Genomic DNA, 12,721 nt, shown 5'->3' with positions numbered 1-12,721 from the left:
GTCAGTGCTCCTTAAACTGGCCGTTGATCCGACCAATCGTGTAGACGAATAATAAAAAAGGGACACCAAGTCCCTTTATCTTCTCGAAGTGCTTAGCCAGTAGCGGCCTGCTGACTGTGTCGAATTTCGGCCTTGGCTTCTTCGCCAGCTCAGCCTTTAGCTCATCGCTGCATTTTCTTGCCGTAGCGCGCAAGGCATTCTCCTGTTCGGTAGTCATTCGCTTCATGCCGCCTCTCGCCGGGCGAGAAGTTTCGCTCCGAAAGTCATTAATACGTCGCGCTCCACGAAAGTGGACTCGCAGTGTGTGCGCTGGTACGGTCGCCAGATGATGAGCATCGATCCTTTATTGTTACCCGATACCGGCTTACCGGTGACCGGGTTGATGAATGCCAGCCGCCCGGCAGTGATGAAGCGCACCTCGCTGGCAGTCTCGATAGCCTCACGGAACCAGCCGACGGACGTATCAGCCGGAACCAGCATGACGGTGCCGATCTGATTCTTGCTCTCTGCCGCTGCTTTCTTCACGAATGGCGTGATGTCGCTATAAGGTGGATTCAACCAGGCATATCCTGGAATGGTGAGGTAATCGGCCCACGGTGTTTCCAGCGTGTTCTGCTCGGCGGTGATGAACTTGCGGCATAGTGCGTTATGAGGTGCTGCGGCGGCGTCCAGTTGAAAGCAGAACTCAGCATCCAGTGCGGCGAACAGTGCCGGTGGCGTTCGCCATAAATCACGCTGATCTGCTGGCGTGTTACTTCCGGTGTAATCGGTCATGCCGCCTCCCATTTAGTCACCGCCGCCGGGTCTTTCTTATCCCACCCGTTGCGCTCGATATTGGCCTGCAGGCGGCGATCGCCTACCTCCTCGATGCTGCGCCCGGTCATTGCTGCGACTTCGGTATTGTTGTGGCGCCACAGGAGCGCCAATTCTTCTCGTGACCACTGTTTCATCAGTCGTTCCTCACGTGACCTAAGCGACCGATATAATCCCGGTCAGTTAATTTCGCGCTCATGGAGCAAGCTTTGTCACTGACAAGCCGCAAACTAATGCCCTCGCGCTTGCACATCTGGCGAAGTGATTCGTATGAGCGATTGATTTTTCTGGCGATATGCTTTGAATGAATGGAGCCAGCCATTTCCCTGACAGATGCGATGTCTGATGCGTCCCATGGCCTTCCGTGGCTCAATTGGTTTCCTCTGACCTGATAGAGTCCTTTTCTTTCCATGGTGCCTACTTGATAAGAAGGGATGGCTTACCGACTTTGATGCGCGCGCCGGGGATATCGATTCCGGCTTCGAGCTTATGCTTGATAGCCAACTTGTCCGCTTTGATGGTGGTTTCATATTCGACATATTCAGCGGGCAGGGCGGCGGCATCGGTAATCTCAACTGACTTGGATGGGGCCCTGACGGTTACTTGGTGGACCCCGGCTTTGATGGAAGTCTTGCCTGCGGTATCGAGAGACCGGGCAACATACTCCTTCATGCTAACCACTCGGTTCTCTGCAGCCTTTGCACGTTCAGCCAGTTTGCGGGACTCTTCTTTTAGCGTCTCCGCATAGGCCTGCTCGTTTTTGCAGGCCGCCAGGATCTGCTCCACTTTCGCTTCAAGCTCCCACTCGATGCCGTCCAGGGTGTCGGCAATCATCTCCGGGTCCATATCGGAGTCTGTCAGCTTGGCGAAGTCATTGGCTATTTTGTAGAGGGCGGTCATTGCGCCACCTCCTCAAACTTCATTTTGCACTCGCTGTAGATGGCCTGAACGTTCTGCTGCAGCTTCATGCCGGCCGTCATTCTGTAGGCCGCCTGGAAGTGCATTTTCAGGTCGTGCATGGTTTCAGCGCGTTCCATTTCATCGCACAGCGCCGAAACCTTGTCGTGAAGTTCCTGCTTTCTCTGCTCTTCAGACAGGATTACTTCGCTTTCTGGCGTGTGGGCCATAACCGGCTCATGGTGGATTCCCTCATCTTCGTTGATGACGTGGATCGCGTTATCCAGACGCTCAGCGCGGGGCCAATACTTACTGGCGCGCTTGACGATGGTCTTACGCGCCATCTCCTCCCAGAAGTTCTTCCAGGGGCCGTTCTTGGCCTTGCTGGTTGCTTCTGTAGCCTTAATCTCTGCAAGGCTCATTTCTTCCGTCAGGTAGTCACCATCAGGCGTTTTCACCGTGCAGTAGCCGCCAACCACCGCGCCGCGGTCACCGAAGGCGTTATATTTGTGAGTTGGCGCAGTATCGAGGCCGTTCGACTCGTAGGTGTCGTTTGAGTAGACCAGCTTGCACTGGCCCCACTTGATGGAGCCGGTAGCCTGTGCGAGGTGAAGCAGGCCCATATAGCTGATATCGAGACACACCATGCCGTCTCTCGGCACCAGATACGCCAGCTTGCTTGCCGGGTTCAGCGTGATGCCGATGGCGGCCACGTTGATGATCGCGTTCTGTGCGCTGGCCGGGTTGCTGATTGCCGTTGTAGCCAGCCTGTCGTTTCGCTGAAATGCCTGAATTGCGAACTGGCTTTCTTTCGCCCACGTTACGGACTGATCAGTGACCGCCCCGGCAAAGAGCGGCTCCTGCTGTTTAACGAACTCAACGATGCTGAAGCTCATCATTTACTCCTGATAATCTGTTTTCAGAACGGGCAGCCGGTGCGGTGTTCCCAGTCATGCTCTGCCTGGGCGTATGCCACTGCCGTTGCAAGGTTGTTATAAGCCTCTATAGCGCTGTCATGGCGCAGGCCTTCGCGTGGGTTGGAATTGGCTGGCACAGAGAAAAGGAACAGGCTGACGGCATCTTTCGGAAGGATGGCGATAATCTCCTGCGCACGCTTATCAATCCAGTCCTCTTTCTCGTCGGTTAACTGCTGCTCGACCCAGTGACGGTCCTCTATGTGGTCGTATGCGCGATATGCGGCCATGGGTTACTCCTGAAATCTGGTTATGCGTCACCCGGCACCGATTGGCTGCCAGATGTGAAATGGGGTGGGGGATTACTTTCCGAGAATGGCGATCTCTTCTTCTGAGAAACCTTGCTCTCGCATTTTCTTCATGAGCAATTCGCGCTGTTCTCTCTTGATGCGCAAGTCCTTATCTGCTGATGACTCAGGTTCAATTTCGACCGGCGCAAGCCAGCGATAACCAACCCTTACAGCAGTAGTTTGCTCAATCGGGCAATCGCTGCCCATGACATAACGGCCTTTTCCTAAGCGAATGGCAGTCTCTTTGGTTTCGCATACATGCAGAACTAACGACCTGCCTCTGCCTTCCGTAAGGTCAGTGTTACCAAGCACCATCCATACGTTTTTGGTTTCCTTGATTTGCATGCTCATCCCCTCAGTGCTGAATTGGCTGGCCGGTGCCGTCGAGCAGCACGTCGATCACGCGGTCGTTAACCCGGATGATTTCCGCATCGGTGTGCAGGTACACCCATTTGCGTTCGTGGATGACAGCTGACACGCGGTAGGTGCGGCCTTCGTGCAGCGCCATCATGCCAGGCTCGATACACTGGCGAATGATGGGGGTGGTTCCGTAGTGGGCAATCATGATTGTTTCTCCACCTGCTCAAGCAACCCGGCATACGCCATCTGCTGACGGTTCAGGGTTATGGATTCACGCGGCTTATCGACCGATGAGAGCTTCCACTCGTTATCGTTTATCTTCGATGCGGTGTACTGCTTGCCGTTGTGGGTGACTGTCATGAGGCCTCCCGGTTGCGACTCTCGGAATCCTGCTGGAATGCAGCGCGCATAAACTCTTCGCTGAACTCCATTTCGGGAGCCTGGGCGAAGGCGATATACGCTTCTTCCTGGCAGTTGGTGCAATAACCGGAGCGGATAGCACATCCGCAATTTTCACAATGTCTGGACATAATCATCTCCGCCCGTGCGGGCCGCTGAACGTAAAAAACCCCTGCGCCTGGATGCGCGAAAACTTACGGGTGGCGGTGGATGGCCGCCGTCTCATAACTGAGCAACCTCTGTGAAGTTGCTGGGGTATGAGCAATAAAAAACCCGCCGGAGCGGGTCATGACACCTTCTGTAGTGCTGATGTGCGCGGGTAGTAAAACTTCGGTTTAGCCGTCGACCCTTCCTTGGGATCAACTTTTACGGTGTAACGCGTTTGTTTTTTGTATTCCCAGACTTCCGTAATCACACCAGTTTTCGTCTTCCAGCTGCCCGCGGCCTGGCTTGACCACGTAACAACATCTCCCTTTTTAAACTCCATACCCTTACCCTCTGTAGTTACCCGCGTAAAAAAGGCCGCGTTACGCAGCCTTCTCATAAACAATCTTTCCGTTTTTCATGATGCTATCAATCATCCAGTCGTAGCCGCAGAACCCCTTACTGCCTTTGATTTCTGCATTCTTCGCCTTAGCACCATCCACAATTCTCACCGTGATTCCGGCACCCCATCCGTCGCCGAAATTGTAGTAATGGTAAGCGCCATCCTTAACGTTATCGTTGCCCTTCAAAGGCAACTCGCGACTCTTAACGTACTTGTCACTCGCCCCAGACCAGCCGCCATTCCATGACCCACGATTGGGCATAGAAAGCTCAAAAATCGCATGTTTCGCCATACCCTCACCCCTTTGTTTATTCACCGCAGGCCACTCGACCCGCTCATTGAAATGCTTTGGTGGTGTGGTGAATGTGACGTTGCAGCTCCATCACAGTTGCGCTCACCGCCATCCCGATTCGTTTCACGCCTGTGAGCGTTACTAACGATTACTTTTAGGCTCGGTCACCACACCCCAAAACATTCCCTGTATTGGTCAGCGCCAACTTCCTGCCAGTGTTGCCCATTCTCACGCCGTTCTCGCTCTCGCGCGGGGATAACCTCACACCGGCCGGATCGCACCCGGTGCTACGCCACGTTTTCGTGTAGGGGTCTAAACAGGTCATTGACGCTGTAAAACTCTGCATATTGTTAAAGAGCATGACGGGGCGGTAGTGGTGCGCCGTTCGTCTTGGGCTTAACAATAGCTAAAGCGATTATTTGAGTCAATCGCCAAAACGATATTTATAATAGATAAAGCGATAAATGGTTGAATGTTAAAGTGATATTTTTTTATCAGCGAAGTGAAAAAAGTGAAGCGAGTATCGCGTTTAAGGCGGGAAACAATCGAAGCGGTGATTTATAGGCAATAAAAAACCCGCCGTAGCGGGTTATGCGAATCGTTTGTAGTCTATCGACTGCCTGAGCAGGACCTTAGCCATAACGTAGAACGTGTCCTCATCCCCTGGCTCAACGTACCATTTCTCATAAATCGGGTTATCTGAGATGACAGCCAGGCGGTCACGCTGCATCTGTAGGCGCTTAACGTGCAGAGTTTTGCCGAACACAAATACGTAAACTCCATCCCCATCAAAATGCGTAATGCCTGTATCGACGAAGATCTGATCTCCGGGACTTATCGTGCCATCCATGCTGTCACCGTTAACGGTAATCACTTTCACATGATGAGCTGGTCGATTGCCGAAAAGGACTCGAGCCTGTTCCGTGGTGTATTCGATAGCTCTAATCGTCTCAATGAAATCACTGGTCACAAGTGAGCCAGGGCCAGCGCTGGCTTTTACGTCGAGTACATCCACGCGGTAGATCCCATTTGCAGAGGCTTTTACCTGGTATAGCGCATTAGGCTCACGGAGGCTACCGGCACCCATTTCTCCCTCACCAGTCGACAGCCATTCAGGGCGAACGCCGAGTACAGAGGCGATCTCAACAGTCTTGCGCGAACCATTGGCATCTTTAAGCAGCTTATTGACGCTGGACTGAGCCATGCCGACATCTTTGGCTAAACGGCCTTGAGTGTAACCAGCAAGTTTCATCGCCTGCGACAGGCGCTCTGAGAATCCCATATTCACCTCTGTAAATGACCCCTTTAATCCTATCGCTCAAGCGATTATTTAGCAAAAAATCGCCTATGCGATTGACATTCGCTAAAGTGATATCCATAATCGCTTTAAACTGATAGCTGAGGTGATTATGAAGACCCCAACAGTAGAGAAGAACTCCGCAGTAGAAAAAGCGATTGCCATTGCTGGCAGTCAAAAAGAACTGGCCCGTCGTTGTGGCAAGGCGCAGTCAACGATCTGTGACTGGCTAAACGGCAAGAAACGCATTTCCCCAGCTTTCGTGCCCGACCTGGTGAAGGCAGTAGACGGGAAGGTGGCTGCTCATGAATTCCGGCCTGACCTTCCAGCTCTGTTCCCACATCCGACAAGCATGTAAGCAACACCGCTCTTTAACAATTTGGAACCAAATTTACCGGCTGAGTAATCAGCCAAGAACATTCGATTAATTAAGAGCAAACATATGCATTCACTTACTTATCAAAATCATAACACTGGAAACGCATCCCCGTTGATATCGATTTATCAAGGTGTTCCGCGCAATACCAGTAAGCTCGACCGTATCCGTGATGCTGTTCGGGCATGGCACAAAGCAACGCCTGGGGCGGCTCAGGATCACATATCCCAACTCGTCGCACAGGAGTGGATGGCACAGGGGGGAAGAGGTCTTCTCCTGGCATGATCAAAGCACAACACAAAGCAGAACTTCTTCCGCATGGTTAACGAGCCCGGCCCCAAGAACGACAAGAACCTGATGATGCTGATTCCCGTAATTACCGCCGTCATGGCGCGTGATAACGAGAAGGTGGCGCGTGAGTTTGGTCTGGTCGCTAAAACCGAGTCTGAGCTGATAGCAGAAGCGATCAAAGAGTGTGGAGAAGCACATCAGGCAAAGTTGCTTGGTGAGCCTATCAAACGCCATGAGAAAGAGGTCAGGGAAGCTGCTGAGGCATTGCTGAGGTTGCTGCCGACTGAGTCTATAGCCGCTGTCGTAACGAGTCTGACAGCTATGGCGCCGGGGATTATGTGATGGGTACTACCAAAAAAGCGAAAGCCCTTGAAGCGGTAACTTCAAGAGCCTTCCAAACACTGTGTCACGTCAACAACACTAATTTCAGGAGTAATTATGCCAAAAAAACCTCGGTTGTACCAGGCGGCAGTACATAAAAATATTGCTCGTGACCGGTTCATCAAATCCTGTAACCCGGCTGTTGGCGTAAAGCTGAGAGCCATCATCGAAGAACTAAAGCGGAAGGAGAACGGTCATGAGTAGCCCTGCAACAGTAACACCAATCAGACCGTCTCTGACGGTCGTGGAGCGTCGTGTGGCAGAACTCGATGATGGGTACGCCAGGCTGTCAAATATGCTCCTTGAAGCTTATTCAGGCGCTGATCTGACCAAGCGACACTTCAAAGTGCTGCTCGCTATTCTGCGTAAAACCTACGGGTGGAATAAGCCGATGGACAGGATCAGCGATTCTCAGCTTAGCGAGATCACAAAGTTGCCGGTCAAACGGTGCAATGAAGCGAAGTTAGAGCTTGTCAGAATGAACGTCATCAAGCAGCAAGGCGGCATGTTCGGGCCTAACAAAAACATCGATGAATGGTGCATCCCTCAAAATGAGGGGAATCCCTCAAAACAGGGGATAAAACATCCCTCAAATTGAGGGAGTCGAATCCCTCAAAACAGGGGGACACAAAAGACACTATTACAAAAGACAATAAAGACATTAAAAACACTCTGCCCGAACAAGTTCGAGCGGAGGACGAAAAACCACCTCAGCCTTCAAACAAACACCAGGCAACCGATGAGGCATTCGAGAAGATTTTCTGGCTTGCAGGGATGTGTAAGACCGGAAAGAAAAATGCCAAGTCAGCATTCAGAACTCAGTACCAGGAGTGGCGTCGCGCTAACGGTGGCACCCCGGATCAGTTCGCTTCGTTCCTTGCAGGAGATATCTCCTCCCGGATGGGTAAGCAGTTCGGATTCGAGAAACTTTATCCAGCAACCTACCTGAACGGGAGGCGGTGGGAGGACGAGAAGCCAGCCGCATCCCTTGAATCGTCAGGCCAGAAGCCAACCGTGACCGTCAGCAAGAGCGGATACGTTTACTACTGAGGTCACGATGAAATCACGGTTCAAGGCATTGCTAATTGCCGGTTACAACCACGGCTTACTGAGCGATGGGTTTGTCCGGTACTGGTTCAATAAGTTTGATTTGAGGGCATCATGACGACGCCAAGCGAATTGAGTGACCTGCTATGGAATCAGGTCGAAAGGGTGGCGAAATACCTGCTGCCAAACGGTAAGCGAGAAAGTCACGAATGGGTGGCCGGCAGTATCAACGGGGAGTCAGGGAAGAGCCTCAAGGTTAACCTGGCAGGGAAGAAAGTCTGGTCTGACTTTGCAGAGGGAACCGCTGGCGATCTGCTGGACCTCTGGGTAGCCGTCAGGGATTGCGGGTTACACCAGGCGATGACCGAAGCCAAAGAGTTTCTGGGCATCAAGGACGACGACCACCACTTCGCAGCAAAGCAGCAAAAGAAATTCTCCCGGCCAGATCGCAAGAAAATCTCCCGCTACCTCACCAAAACCGAAAAGCACATCGAATATCTTGCCACTCGCGGTATCTCCGCAGAGACGGCGAAGCTGTACGGGGTTGCTGCGGCTAAGGTCTGGAACGGAGAGCGAGAGCTGGACGCGCTGGCATTCCCCTACAAGCGGGACGGTGAGTTGTTGCAGGTCAAGCGCATCAGCACCGAACGGCCTGACGGTAAGAAGGTCATCATGGCTGAGGGTGATTGCGAGCCGTGTCTGTATGGCTGGCAGGCTATCCCAAAGAACATGCGGATCGTCATCCTCTGCGAAGGTGAAATCGACTGCATGAGTTACTACGAGTACGGGTTCCCGGCGCTGTCCGTGCCGTTTGGCGGGGGGAAGGGGGCCAAGCAGCAGTGGATTGAATTCGAGTATCACAACCTGGACCGGTTCGACGAAATCTGGATCAGCATGGACAGCGACGAAGTAGGCCAGACAGCCGCCAGAGAAATTGCAACCCGCCTGGGTGAACACCGTTGCCGCCTGGTAAAACTTCCTCACAAAGACATCAACGAGTGCCTGATGGCGGGTATCTCTTCCGATGACATCGTGGGATATCTGGAACGGGCATCATTTTTCGACCCTGAGGAGCTTTACAGCGCCAGGGAGTTTTATCAGGACACCATCAACGCCTTCTACAGCAAAGAGCAAAGCCTGTTCTACAGCCCGTGGGAATGCCTGAATCACAACTTCGCGTTCCGCCAGGCTGAGCTGACGCTGGTCAACGGCGTTAACGGCCACGGCAAGACCGAAGTGGTGGGGCATATGGCGCTGGAAGCCATGCGCCAGGGGGTTAAGACCTGCGTCGCTTCACTGGAGATTAAGCCCGGCATCCTGCTGAAACGCCTGACCCGGCAGTCAACCTGCCTGAAACTGCCGCCGCAGCTTGAAATCGAATCGGCCTTCAAGTTTTACGATGACCGGCTATGGCTATTCGGCCTGACGGGAACCGCCAAAGCTGATCGGCTGATCGAAATCTTCACCTACGCCTGGAAGCGTTACGGCATCGAGCTGTTCATCATCGACAGCCTGATGAAATGCGGAATAGGGGATGACGACTACAACGGCCAGAAAGCCTTCGTAGACGCTCTGTGTGACTTCAAGAACAAAACCAATACTCACGTCCTGCTCGTTACCCATAGTCGCAAGGGAGACAGCGAGGAGAAGCCTACCGGCAAGATGGACGTTAAGGGTTCAGGTTCGATCACCGACCTCACCGATAACCTTTTCATCATCTGGCGCAACAAGGTTCGAGAGAAGGCCATTCAGAAAGACCAGCAGGGTGAGGAACTGGACGACAAGGAACGCAAGGCGCTGGCCGCTCCCGCATCTGTCCTGATGCTTGAGAAGCAGCGTAACGGCGAGGGATGGGAAGGCGGAATACCGCTTTACCTCGATGCAAACTCGCACCAGTTCTTACCCACCGAAACAGCATCCCCGTACAACTACATCGCCAACATGCCGGTCTCTGAATACAACGAGGTCTGGGCAGGCGATAACGTGAGGCAAGGCACATGAACACCCGAGAAAAAATACTTCACCACCTTGAAACCAACAAACCGACATCATCCAGAGAATTCCACACTTTAACCGGCGCACCAAAATCCCGCATTACCCAACTCCTCCGGGAACTCACAGAATCAGGCCAGCTTGAAATCTACAGCGCCCATAACGGCATCAAGCGTTATCGGTTGACCGAGCTTCATGCGAACCGGCGTAAAGCGGTTCTGGACTATCTGGAGGCTGGAAACGAAGGAGCTTCATCGGCTATTGCAGCCGCGACAGGTCTTGAGATGCAAGTCACCTCGCAGATTCTTGCATCACTAAGCAAGCAGGGTGAGGTGCACCGGCAATGGCTGGGCCGAGCGAAAGTGTGGAACTACAGCAAGAGCGCACCGTACATCTTTGGCATGGTCAACCCTTTAACCAACCTATTCAATCAGTGCCTGGCTTCAGTCAGGGGCGGGAGAGCAGAAGTATGAGCAGCAGAGAAGAATTCGAAACGTGGTGGGAAATTAATTATCACAACGGAAAGCCTCCAAGATTCGGCTGGGCGGCCTGGCGCGATGGCGATGGCTACAAGATTGACGATGACGAATCGGAACTTGATGGCATGTGGAATGCATGGCAGGCGGCTACTAACGCGCTCGAAGCCAAGTGCGCGGCGCTGACTGCTGAGAATGCGGCGTTGAATGAGAAAATGAACAAACTCGCCACATGGCCCGGAATCGAGTTTTATTCCTCAGCGTGGGAATTCAACAACGGTGATGGCAATGCCGCTCTTGAATTCATGTGCGATGTGCAAACCCCGGCCACAGACGCCTTCCTGGCTGAAGTGCGGGCCAGCGCGGTAGAGATGGCAGCCAAAAGCGATCAGTTTTCCACATGGGTGCAGCAGGGGGTGCGTAGCTTCGCCATCGGCGTTAGCCAGGGAGGTGACGAATGAGCAGATTAGCCAAACCAACTTACGAAGAACTCGAGCATCGCTTTCAGTCGTACTGCAAACACGACGGCGGTACCACTTGGACACCTGAAGGGAAGTTCTGCGCCATTTGCCAGTGGCCTGACGGCAAATGTCAGCACCGTCGCGCCAAGCCAAGCGATAACTACTGCGTGGATTGCGGCGAGCAACTTCGCCAGGAGGCCAACACCGCAGAACTGGTAACCGCTGGCATCATCACTAAGGTTGGGGAGTAGGGATATGGCTGAATTTACGAAAGAGCAGTTGATTGCAGAGGTGCGCTACAACCTTGAGCATTGCTTCTGCTCTGAAAAAACAAAGCGCCTTATGGAAATTGCACTGGCAGCGCTGACGGCTGAGCCTGCTGGATGGACTGACGAAGTAGAGTTGCGCGATGTCGATCGAGGCGGATGTGGCTACCTGTTCACCTGCAAGCATGTTACTCCTCATGCCGACGAGCGCCGCGTAATAAAACTGTACCGCCTGCCACTGCTGGAGGGATTTAAATGATGGAATTTACCAAAGAGCGTTTAGAACTATTTATCAACAAACCGCTTGAGTACGGATTAACTCGCGGCGAACAGATGGAAATGGCCCGCCAGTTGCTCGCCAGCATGGAGCAGGAGCCGGTGGCGTGGCGCTGGAGATGGTCAGACGATGCTGAAGGTTGTTGGCGATACACAGAAGAAAATAGGGAAACGAGGGGTAGCGTAACAGCTCAGCCGCTCTACGCAGCACCACAGTTACCGCAGCCAGCGGTGCCGGATGAATCCGCGATATTCGAAGCAGCGATTGATATCTGCCGGAAGTCAGACGCCATTGACGAGTATGCATGGAATCGTGGTGTCCTGGCGGTAATGTCTGCTTTTCGCGCCTGCAGCGCCGCCATGCTTCAGGGTGCCGAACCTGCTCAGGGGTGGATTCCGTGCAGTGAGCGGATACCGACTGAAATCGGGCGTTACTGGTGCTACGTCGAAGAGCAGAACAGTCTGGGTAAATCCCACTACCAGTGGAATTGCTCATGGAATGGTGACCGGTGGTGGGTTGAAAGCGAAAATGGCGGCCGGGTTACTCATTGGATGCCACTGCCAAACCAGCCGAAGGAGTGATTCATGGAATTCTTACCAGTTGTAGGTTGGGAAGGAATCTATCAGGTTAATGAACGTGGGGTTGTACTAAGCATCCCAAGAGTAATTATTAGGCGAGATGGCACCAAGCAGAGATTTAAAGGTAAGCAGCTAAACCCGTTCCTTAACTCGGATGGATATTGCGTTGTAAGGCTGAGCGACGCTTCAAATGGCCGAAGGGAAATTGCAAGGATACACAGGCTGGTTGCAGAGGCATTTTTGCCAAATCCTGATGGTAAGCCTGAAGTAAATCATATCGATGGGGATAAATCGAACCCACAACTAAGCAATCTGGAGTGGGTTACATCTCAGGAAAATAGACAACATGCGTGGGATACGGGCCTAAGAAATAGATCCCACCTGCCAGCACACAAAGGGGAAAAACAGGCTAACTCGAAATTAAACGATGAAAGCGTTATTGAAATAAGATCACTTCGATGTTCTGGAGCTTCCTATGGGGTTCTGTCTAAAAGATATGGAGTGTCGAAACGAACAATAATTAGGGTTGTTACTGGCGAGTCATGGTCTCACTTACCATTGCCAGCAGCACCGCAACAGGAGGTGAAGTGATGACGTTATTCACTCTGCCGAAGTGGGCTGCGCTTGCGTTAGCAATTCTAATCTGGCCTGCATTAAGCCTGGCAATGTCTGCGTGGTTATTCATCGAGAGCGGCAATAGCTTTATG

Annotated in this window: 23 protein-coding genes and 1 pseudogene; 12 read left to right on the top strand and 12 right to left on the bottom strand. The window is 52.7% G+C overall.

Features of this window, described 5'->3' with window-relative positions; translation table 11 throughout:
• Position 1: 1 nt before the first annotated feature.
• The 12 genes from DVA44_RS13480 to DVA44_RS13420 form a co-directional block, all read right to left on the bottom strand.
• A complete protein-coding gene (locus DVA44_RS13480) occupies positions 2–217 on the bottom strand; it encodes a hypothetical protein (RefSeq protein ID WP_114388424.1) in 216 nt (71 codons plus the stop codon).
• 5 nt (positions 218–222) lie between these two features.
• Positions 223–774 carry a phage N-6-adenine-methyltransferase gene (locus DVA44_RS13475; RefSeq protein ID WP_114387248.1) on the bottom strand — a complete coding sequence of 184 codons (552 nt, stop codon included), beginning with the start codon at positions 772–774 and terminating at the stop codon, positions 223–225.
• Positions 771–950, bottom strand: a complete 180-nt coding sequence (locus tag DVA44_RS13470) for a hypothetical protein (protein ID WP_114387247.1) — start codon at positions 948–950, stop codon at positions 771–773. The genes DVA44_RS13475 and DVA44_RS13470 overlap by 4 nt, the downstream gene beginning before the upstream one ends.
• 280 nt (positions 951–1,230) lie before the next feature.
• Positions 1,231–1,713: a siphovirus Gp157 family protein gene (locus DVA44_RS13460; RefSeq protein WP_114387246.1), complete on the bottom strand. Its 483-nt coding sequence runs from the start codon at positions 1,711–1,713 to the stop codon at positions 1,231–1,233.
• A complete protein-coding gene (locus DVA44_RS13455; RefSeq protein ID WP_114387245.1) occupies positions 1,710–2,606 on the bottom strand; it encodes a RecT family recombinase in 897 nt (298 codons plus the stop codon). Before DVA44_RS13455 ends, DVA44_RS13460 begins: the two co-directional genes overlap by 4 nt.
• A 23-nt stretch (positions 2,607–2,629) precedes the next feature.
• Positions 2,630–2,914 (bottom strand): host nuclease inhibitor GamL, encoded by a 285-nt coding sequence (gene gamL, locus DVA44_RS13450; RefSeq protein WP_114387244.1) that lies wholly within the window; start codon positions 2,912–2,914, stop codon positions 2,630–2,632.
• 72 nt (positions 2,915–2,986) lie between these two features.
• On the bottom strand, positions 2,987–3,319 hold the full coding sequence (locus tag DVA44_RS13445) for a hypothetical protein (protein WP_114387243.1): 333 nt from the start codon (positions 3,317–3,319) through the stop codon (positions 2,987–2,989).
• Positions 3,320–3,329: 10 nt separating this feature from the next.
• Complete coding sequence (locus DVA44_RS13440; RefSeq protein WP_032612224.1) at positions 3,330–3,539, bottom strand: cell division protein FtsZ; 210 nt, start codon at positions 3,537–3,539, stop codon at positions 3,330–3,332.
• On the bottom strand, positions 3,536–3,694 hold the full coding sequence (locus DVA44_RS25710) for a hypothetical protein (RefSeq protein ID WP_168194488.1): 159 nt from the start codon (positions 3,692–3,694) through the stop codon (positions 3,536–3,538). Before DVA44_RS25710 ends, DVA44_RS13440 begins: the two co-directional genes overlap by 4 nt.
• Positions 3,691–3,864 carry a hypothetical protein gene (locus tag DVA44_RS25705; RefSeq protein ID WP_168194487.1) on the bottom strand — a complete coding sequence of 58 codons (174 nt, stop codon included), beginning with the start codon at positions 3,862–3,864 and terminating at the stop codon, positions 3,691–3,693. Before DVA44_RS25705 ends, DVA44_RS25710 begins: the two co-directional genes overlap by 4 nt.
• 396 nt (positions 3,865–4,260) lie before the next feature.
• Positions 4,261–4,572, bottom strand: a complete 312-nt coding sequence (locus DVA44_RS13425) for a hypothetical protein (protein ID WP_114387240.1) — start codon at positions 4,570–4,572, stop codon at positions 4,261–4,263.
• A 589-nt stretch (positions 4,573–5,161) separates the two neighbouring features.
• Positions 5,162–5,854 carry a helix-turn-helix transcriptional regulator gene (locus DVA44_RS13420; RefSeq protein WP_114387239.1) on the bottom strand — a complete coding sequence of 231 codons (693 nt, stop codon included), beginning with the start codon at positions 5,852–5,854 and terminating at the stop codon, positions 5,162–5,164.
• A 127-nt stretch (positions 5,855–5,981) separates the two neighbouring features.
• Between DVA44_RS13420 and DVA44_RS13415 the strand changes: the two genes are divergently transcribed.
• The 12 genes and pseudogenes from DVA44_RS13415 (at position 5,982) to DVA44_RS13370 (ending at position 12,605) form a co-directional block, all read left to right on the top strand.
• The gene (locus DVA44_RS13415) at positions 5,982–6,227 is read left to right on the top strand and encodes a helix-turn-helix domain-containing protein (RefSeq protein ID WP_114387238.1); all 246 of its coding nucleotides are present in this window, start codon (positions 5,982–5,984) and stop codon (positions 6,225–6,227) included.
• 336 nt (positions 6,228–6,563) lie between these two features.
• On the top strand, positions 6,564–6,878 hold the full coding sequence (locus DVA44_RS26075; protein ID WP_246843576.1) for a hypothetical protein: 315 nt from the start codon (positions 6,564–6,566) through the stop codon (positions 6,876–6,878).
• Between the two features lie 96 nt (positions 6,879–6,974).
• Positions 6,975–7,121, top strand: a complete 147-nt coding sequence (locus tag DVA44_RS26070; RefSeq protein ID WP_224213928.1) for a hypothetical protein — start codon at positions 6,975–6,977, stop codon at positions 7,119–7,121.
• Positions 7,114–7,569 (top strand): annotated as a pseudogene (locus tag DVA44_RS26065) (replication protein); the annotation flags it as partial. The gene DVA44_RS26070 and the pseudogene DVA44_RS26065, both read left to right, overlap by 8 nt.
• A complete protein-coding gene (locus DVA44_RS26060) occupies positions 7,557–7,967 on the top strand; it encodes a DNA replication O domain protein (RefSeq protein ID WP_246843637.1) in 411 nt (136 codons plus the stop codon). The pseudogene DVA44_RS26065 and the gene DVA44_RS26060, both read left to right, overlap by 13 nt.
• A 111-nt stretch (positions 7,968–8,078) precedes the next feature.
• Complete coding sequence (locus tag DVA44_RS13400) at positions 8,079–9,965, top strand: toprim domain-containing protein (protein ID WP_114387237.1); 1,887 nt, start codon at positions 8,079–8,081, stop codon at positions 9,963–9,965.
• On the top strand, positions 9,962–10,429 hold the full coding sequence (locus DVA44_RS13395) for a transcriptional regulator (RefSeq protein WP_114387236.1): 468 nt from the start codon (positions 9,962–9,964) through the stop codon (positions 10,427–10,429). Before DVA44_RS13400 ends, DVA44_RS13395 begins: the two co-directional genes overlap by 4 nt.
• On the top strand, positions 10,426–10,893 hold the full coding sequence (locus DVA44_RS26055; protein ID WP_246843575.1) for a hypothetical protein: 468 nt from the start codon (positions 10,426–10,428) through the stop codon (positions 10,891–10,893). Before DVA44_RS13395 ends, DVA44_RS26055 begins: the two co-directional genes overlap by 4 nt.
• The gene (locus tag DVA44_RS13385; protein WP_114387235.1) at positions 10,890–11,144 is read left to right on the top strand and encodes a hypothetical protein; all 255 of its coding nucleotides are present in this window, start codon (positions 10,890–10,892) and stop codon (positions 11,142–11,144) included. Before DVA44_RS26055 ends, DVA44_RS13385 begins: the two co-directional genes overlap by 4 nt.
• Positions 11,145–11,148: 4 nt before the next feature.
• Positions 11,149–11,418, top strand: coding sequence for a hypothetical protein (locus DVA44_RS13380; RefSeq protein WP_114387234.1), 270 nt, complete (start codon positions 11,149–11,151; stop codon positions 11,416–11,418).
• Positions 11,415–12,017, top strand: a complete 603-nt coding sequence (locus DVA44_RS13375; RefSeq protein ID WP_246843574.1) for a DUF551 domain-containing protein — start codon at positions 11,415–11,417, stop codon at positions 12,015–12,017. Before DVA44_RS13380 ends, DVA44_RS13375 begins: the two co-directional genes overlap by 4 nt.
• Positions 12,018–12,020: 3 nt before the next feature.
• Positions 12,021–12,605 (top strand): HNH endonuclease, encoded by a 585-nt coding sequence (locus tag DVA44_RS13370; protein ID WP_114387233.1) that lies wholly within the window; start codon positions 12,021–12,023, stop codon positions 12,603–12,605.
• Positions 12,606–12,721: the final 116 nt, after the last annotated feature.

The organism is Leclercia sp. W17 (genome assembly GCF_003336325.1).
Classification (GTDB): Bacteria; Pseudomonadota; Gammaproteobacteria; order Enterobacterales; family Enterobacteriaceae; genus Enterobacter.
Note: the sequence above shows the minus strand (reverse complement) of the source record. Positions and strands in the feature narration are given on the sequence as shown.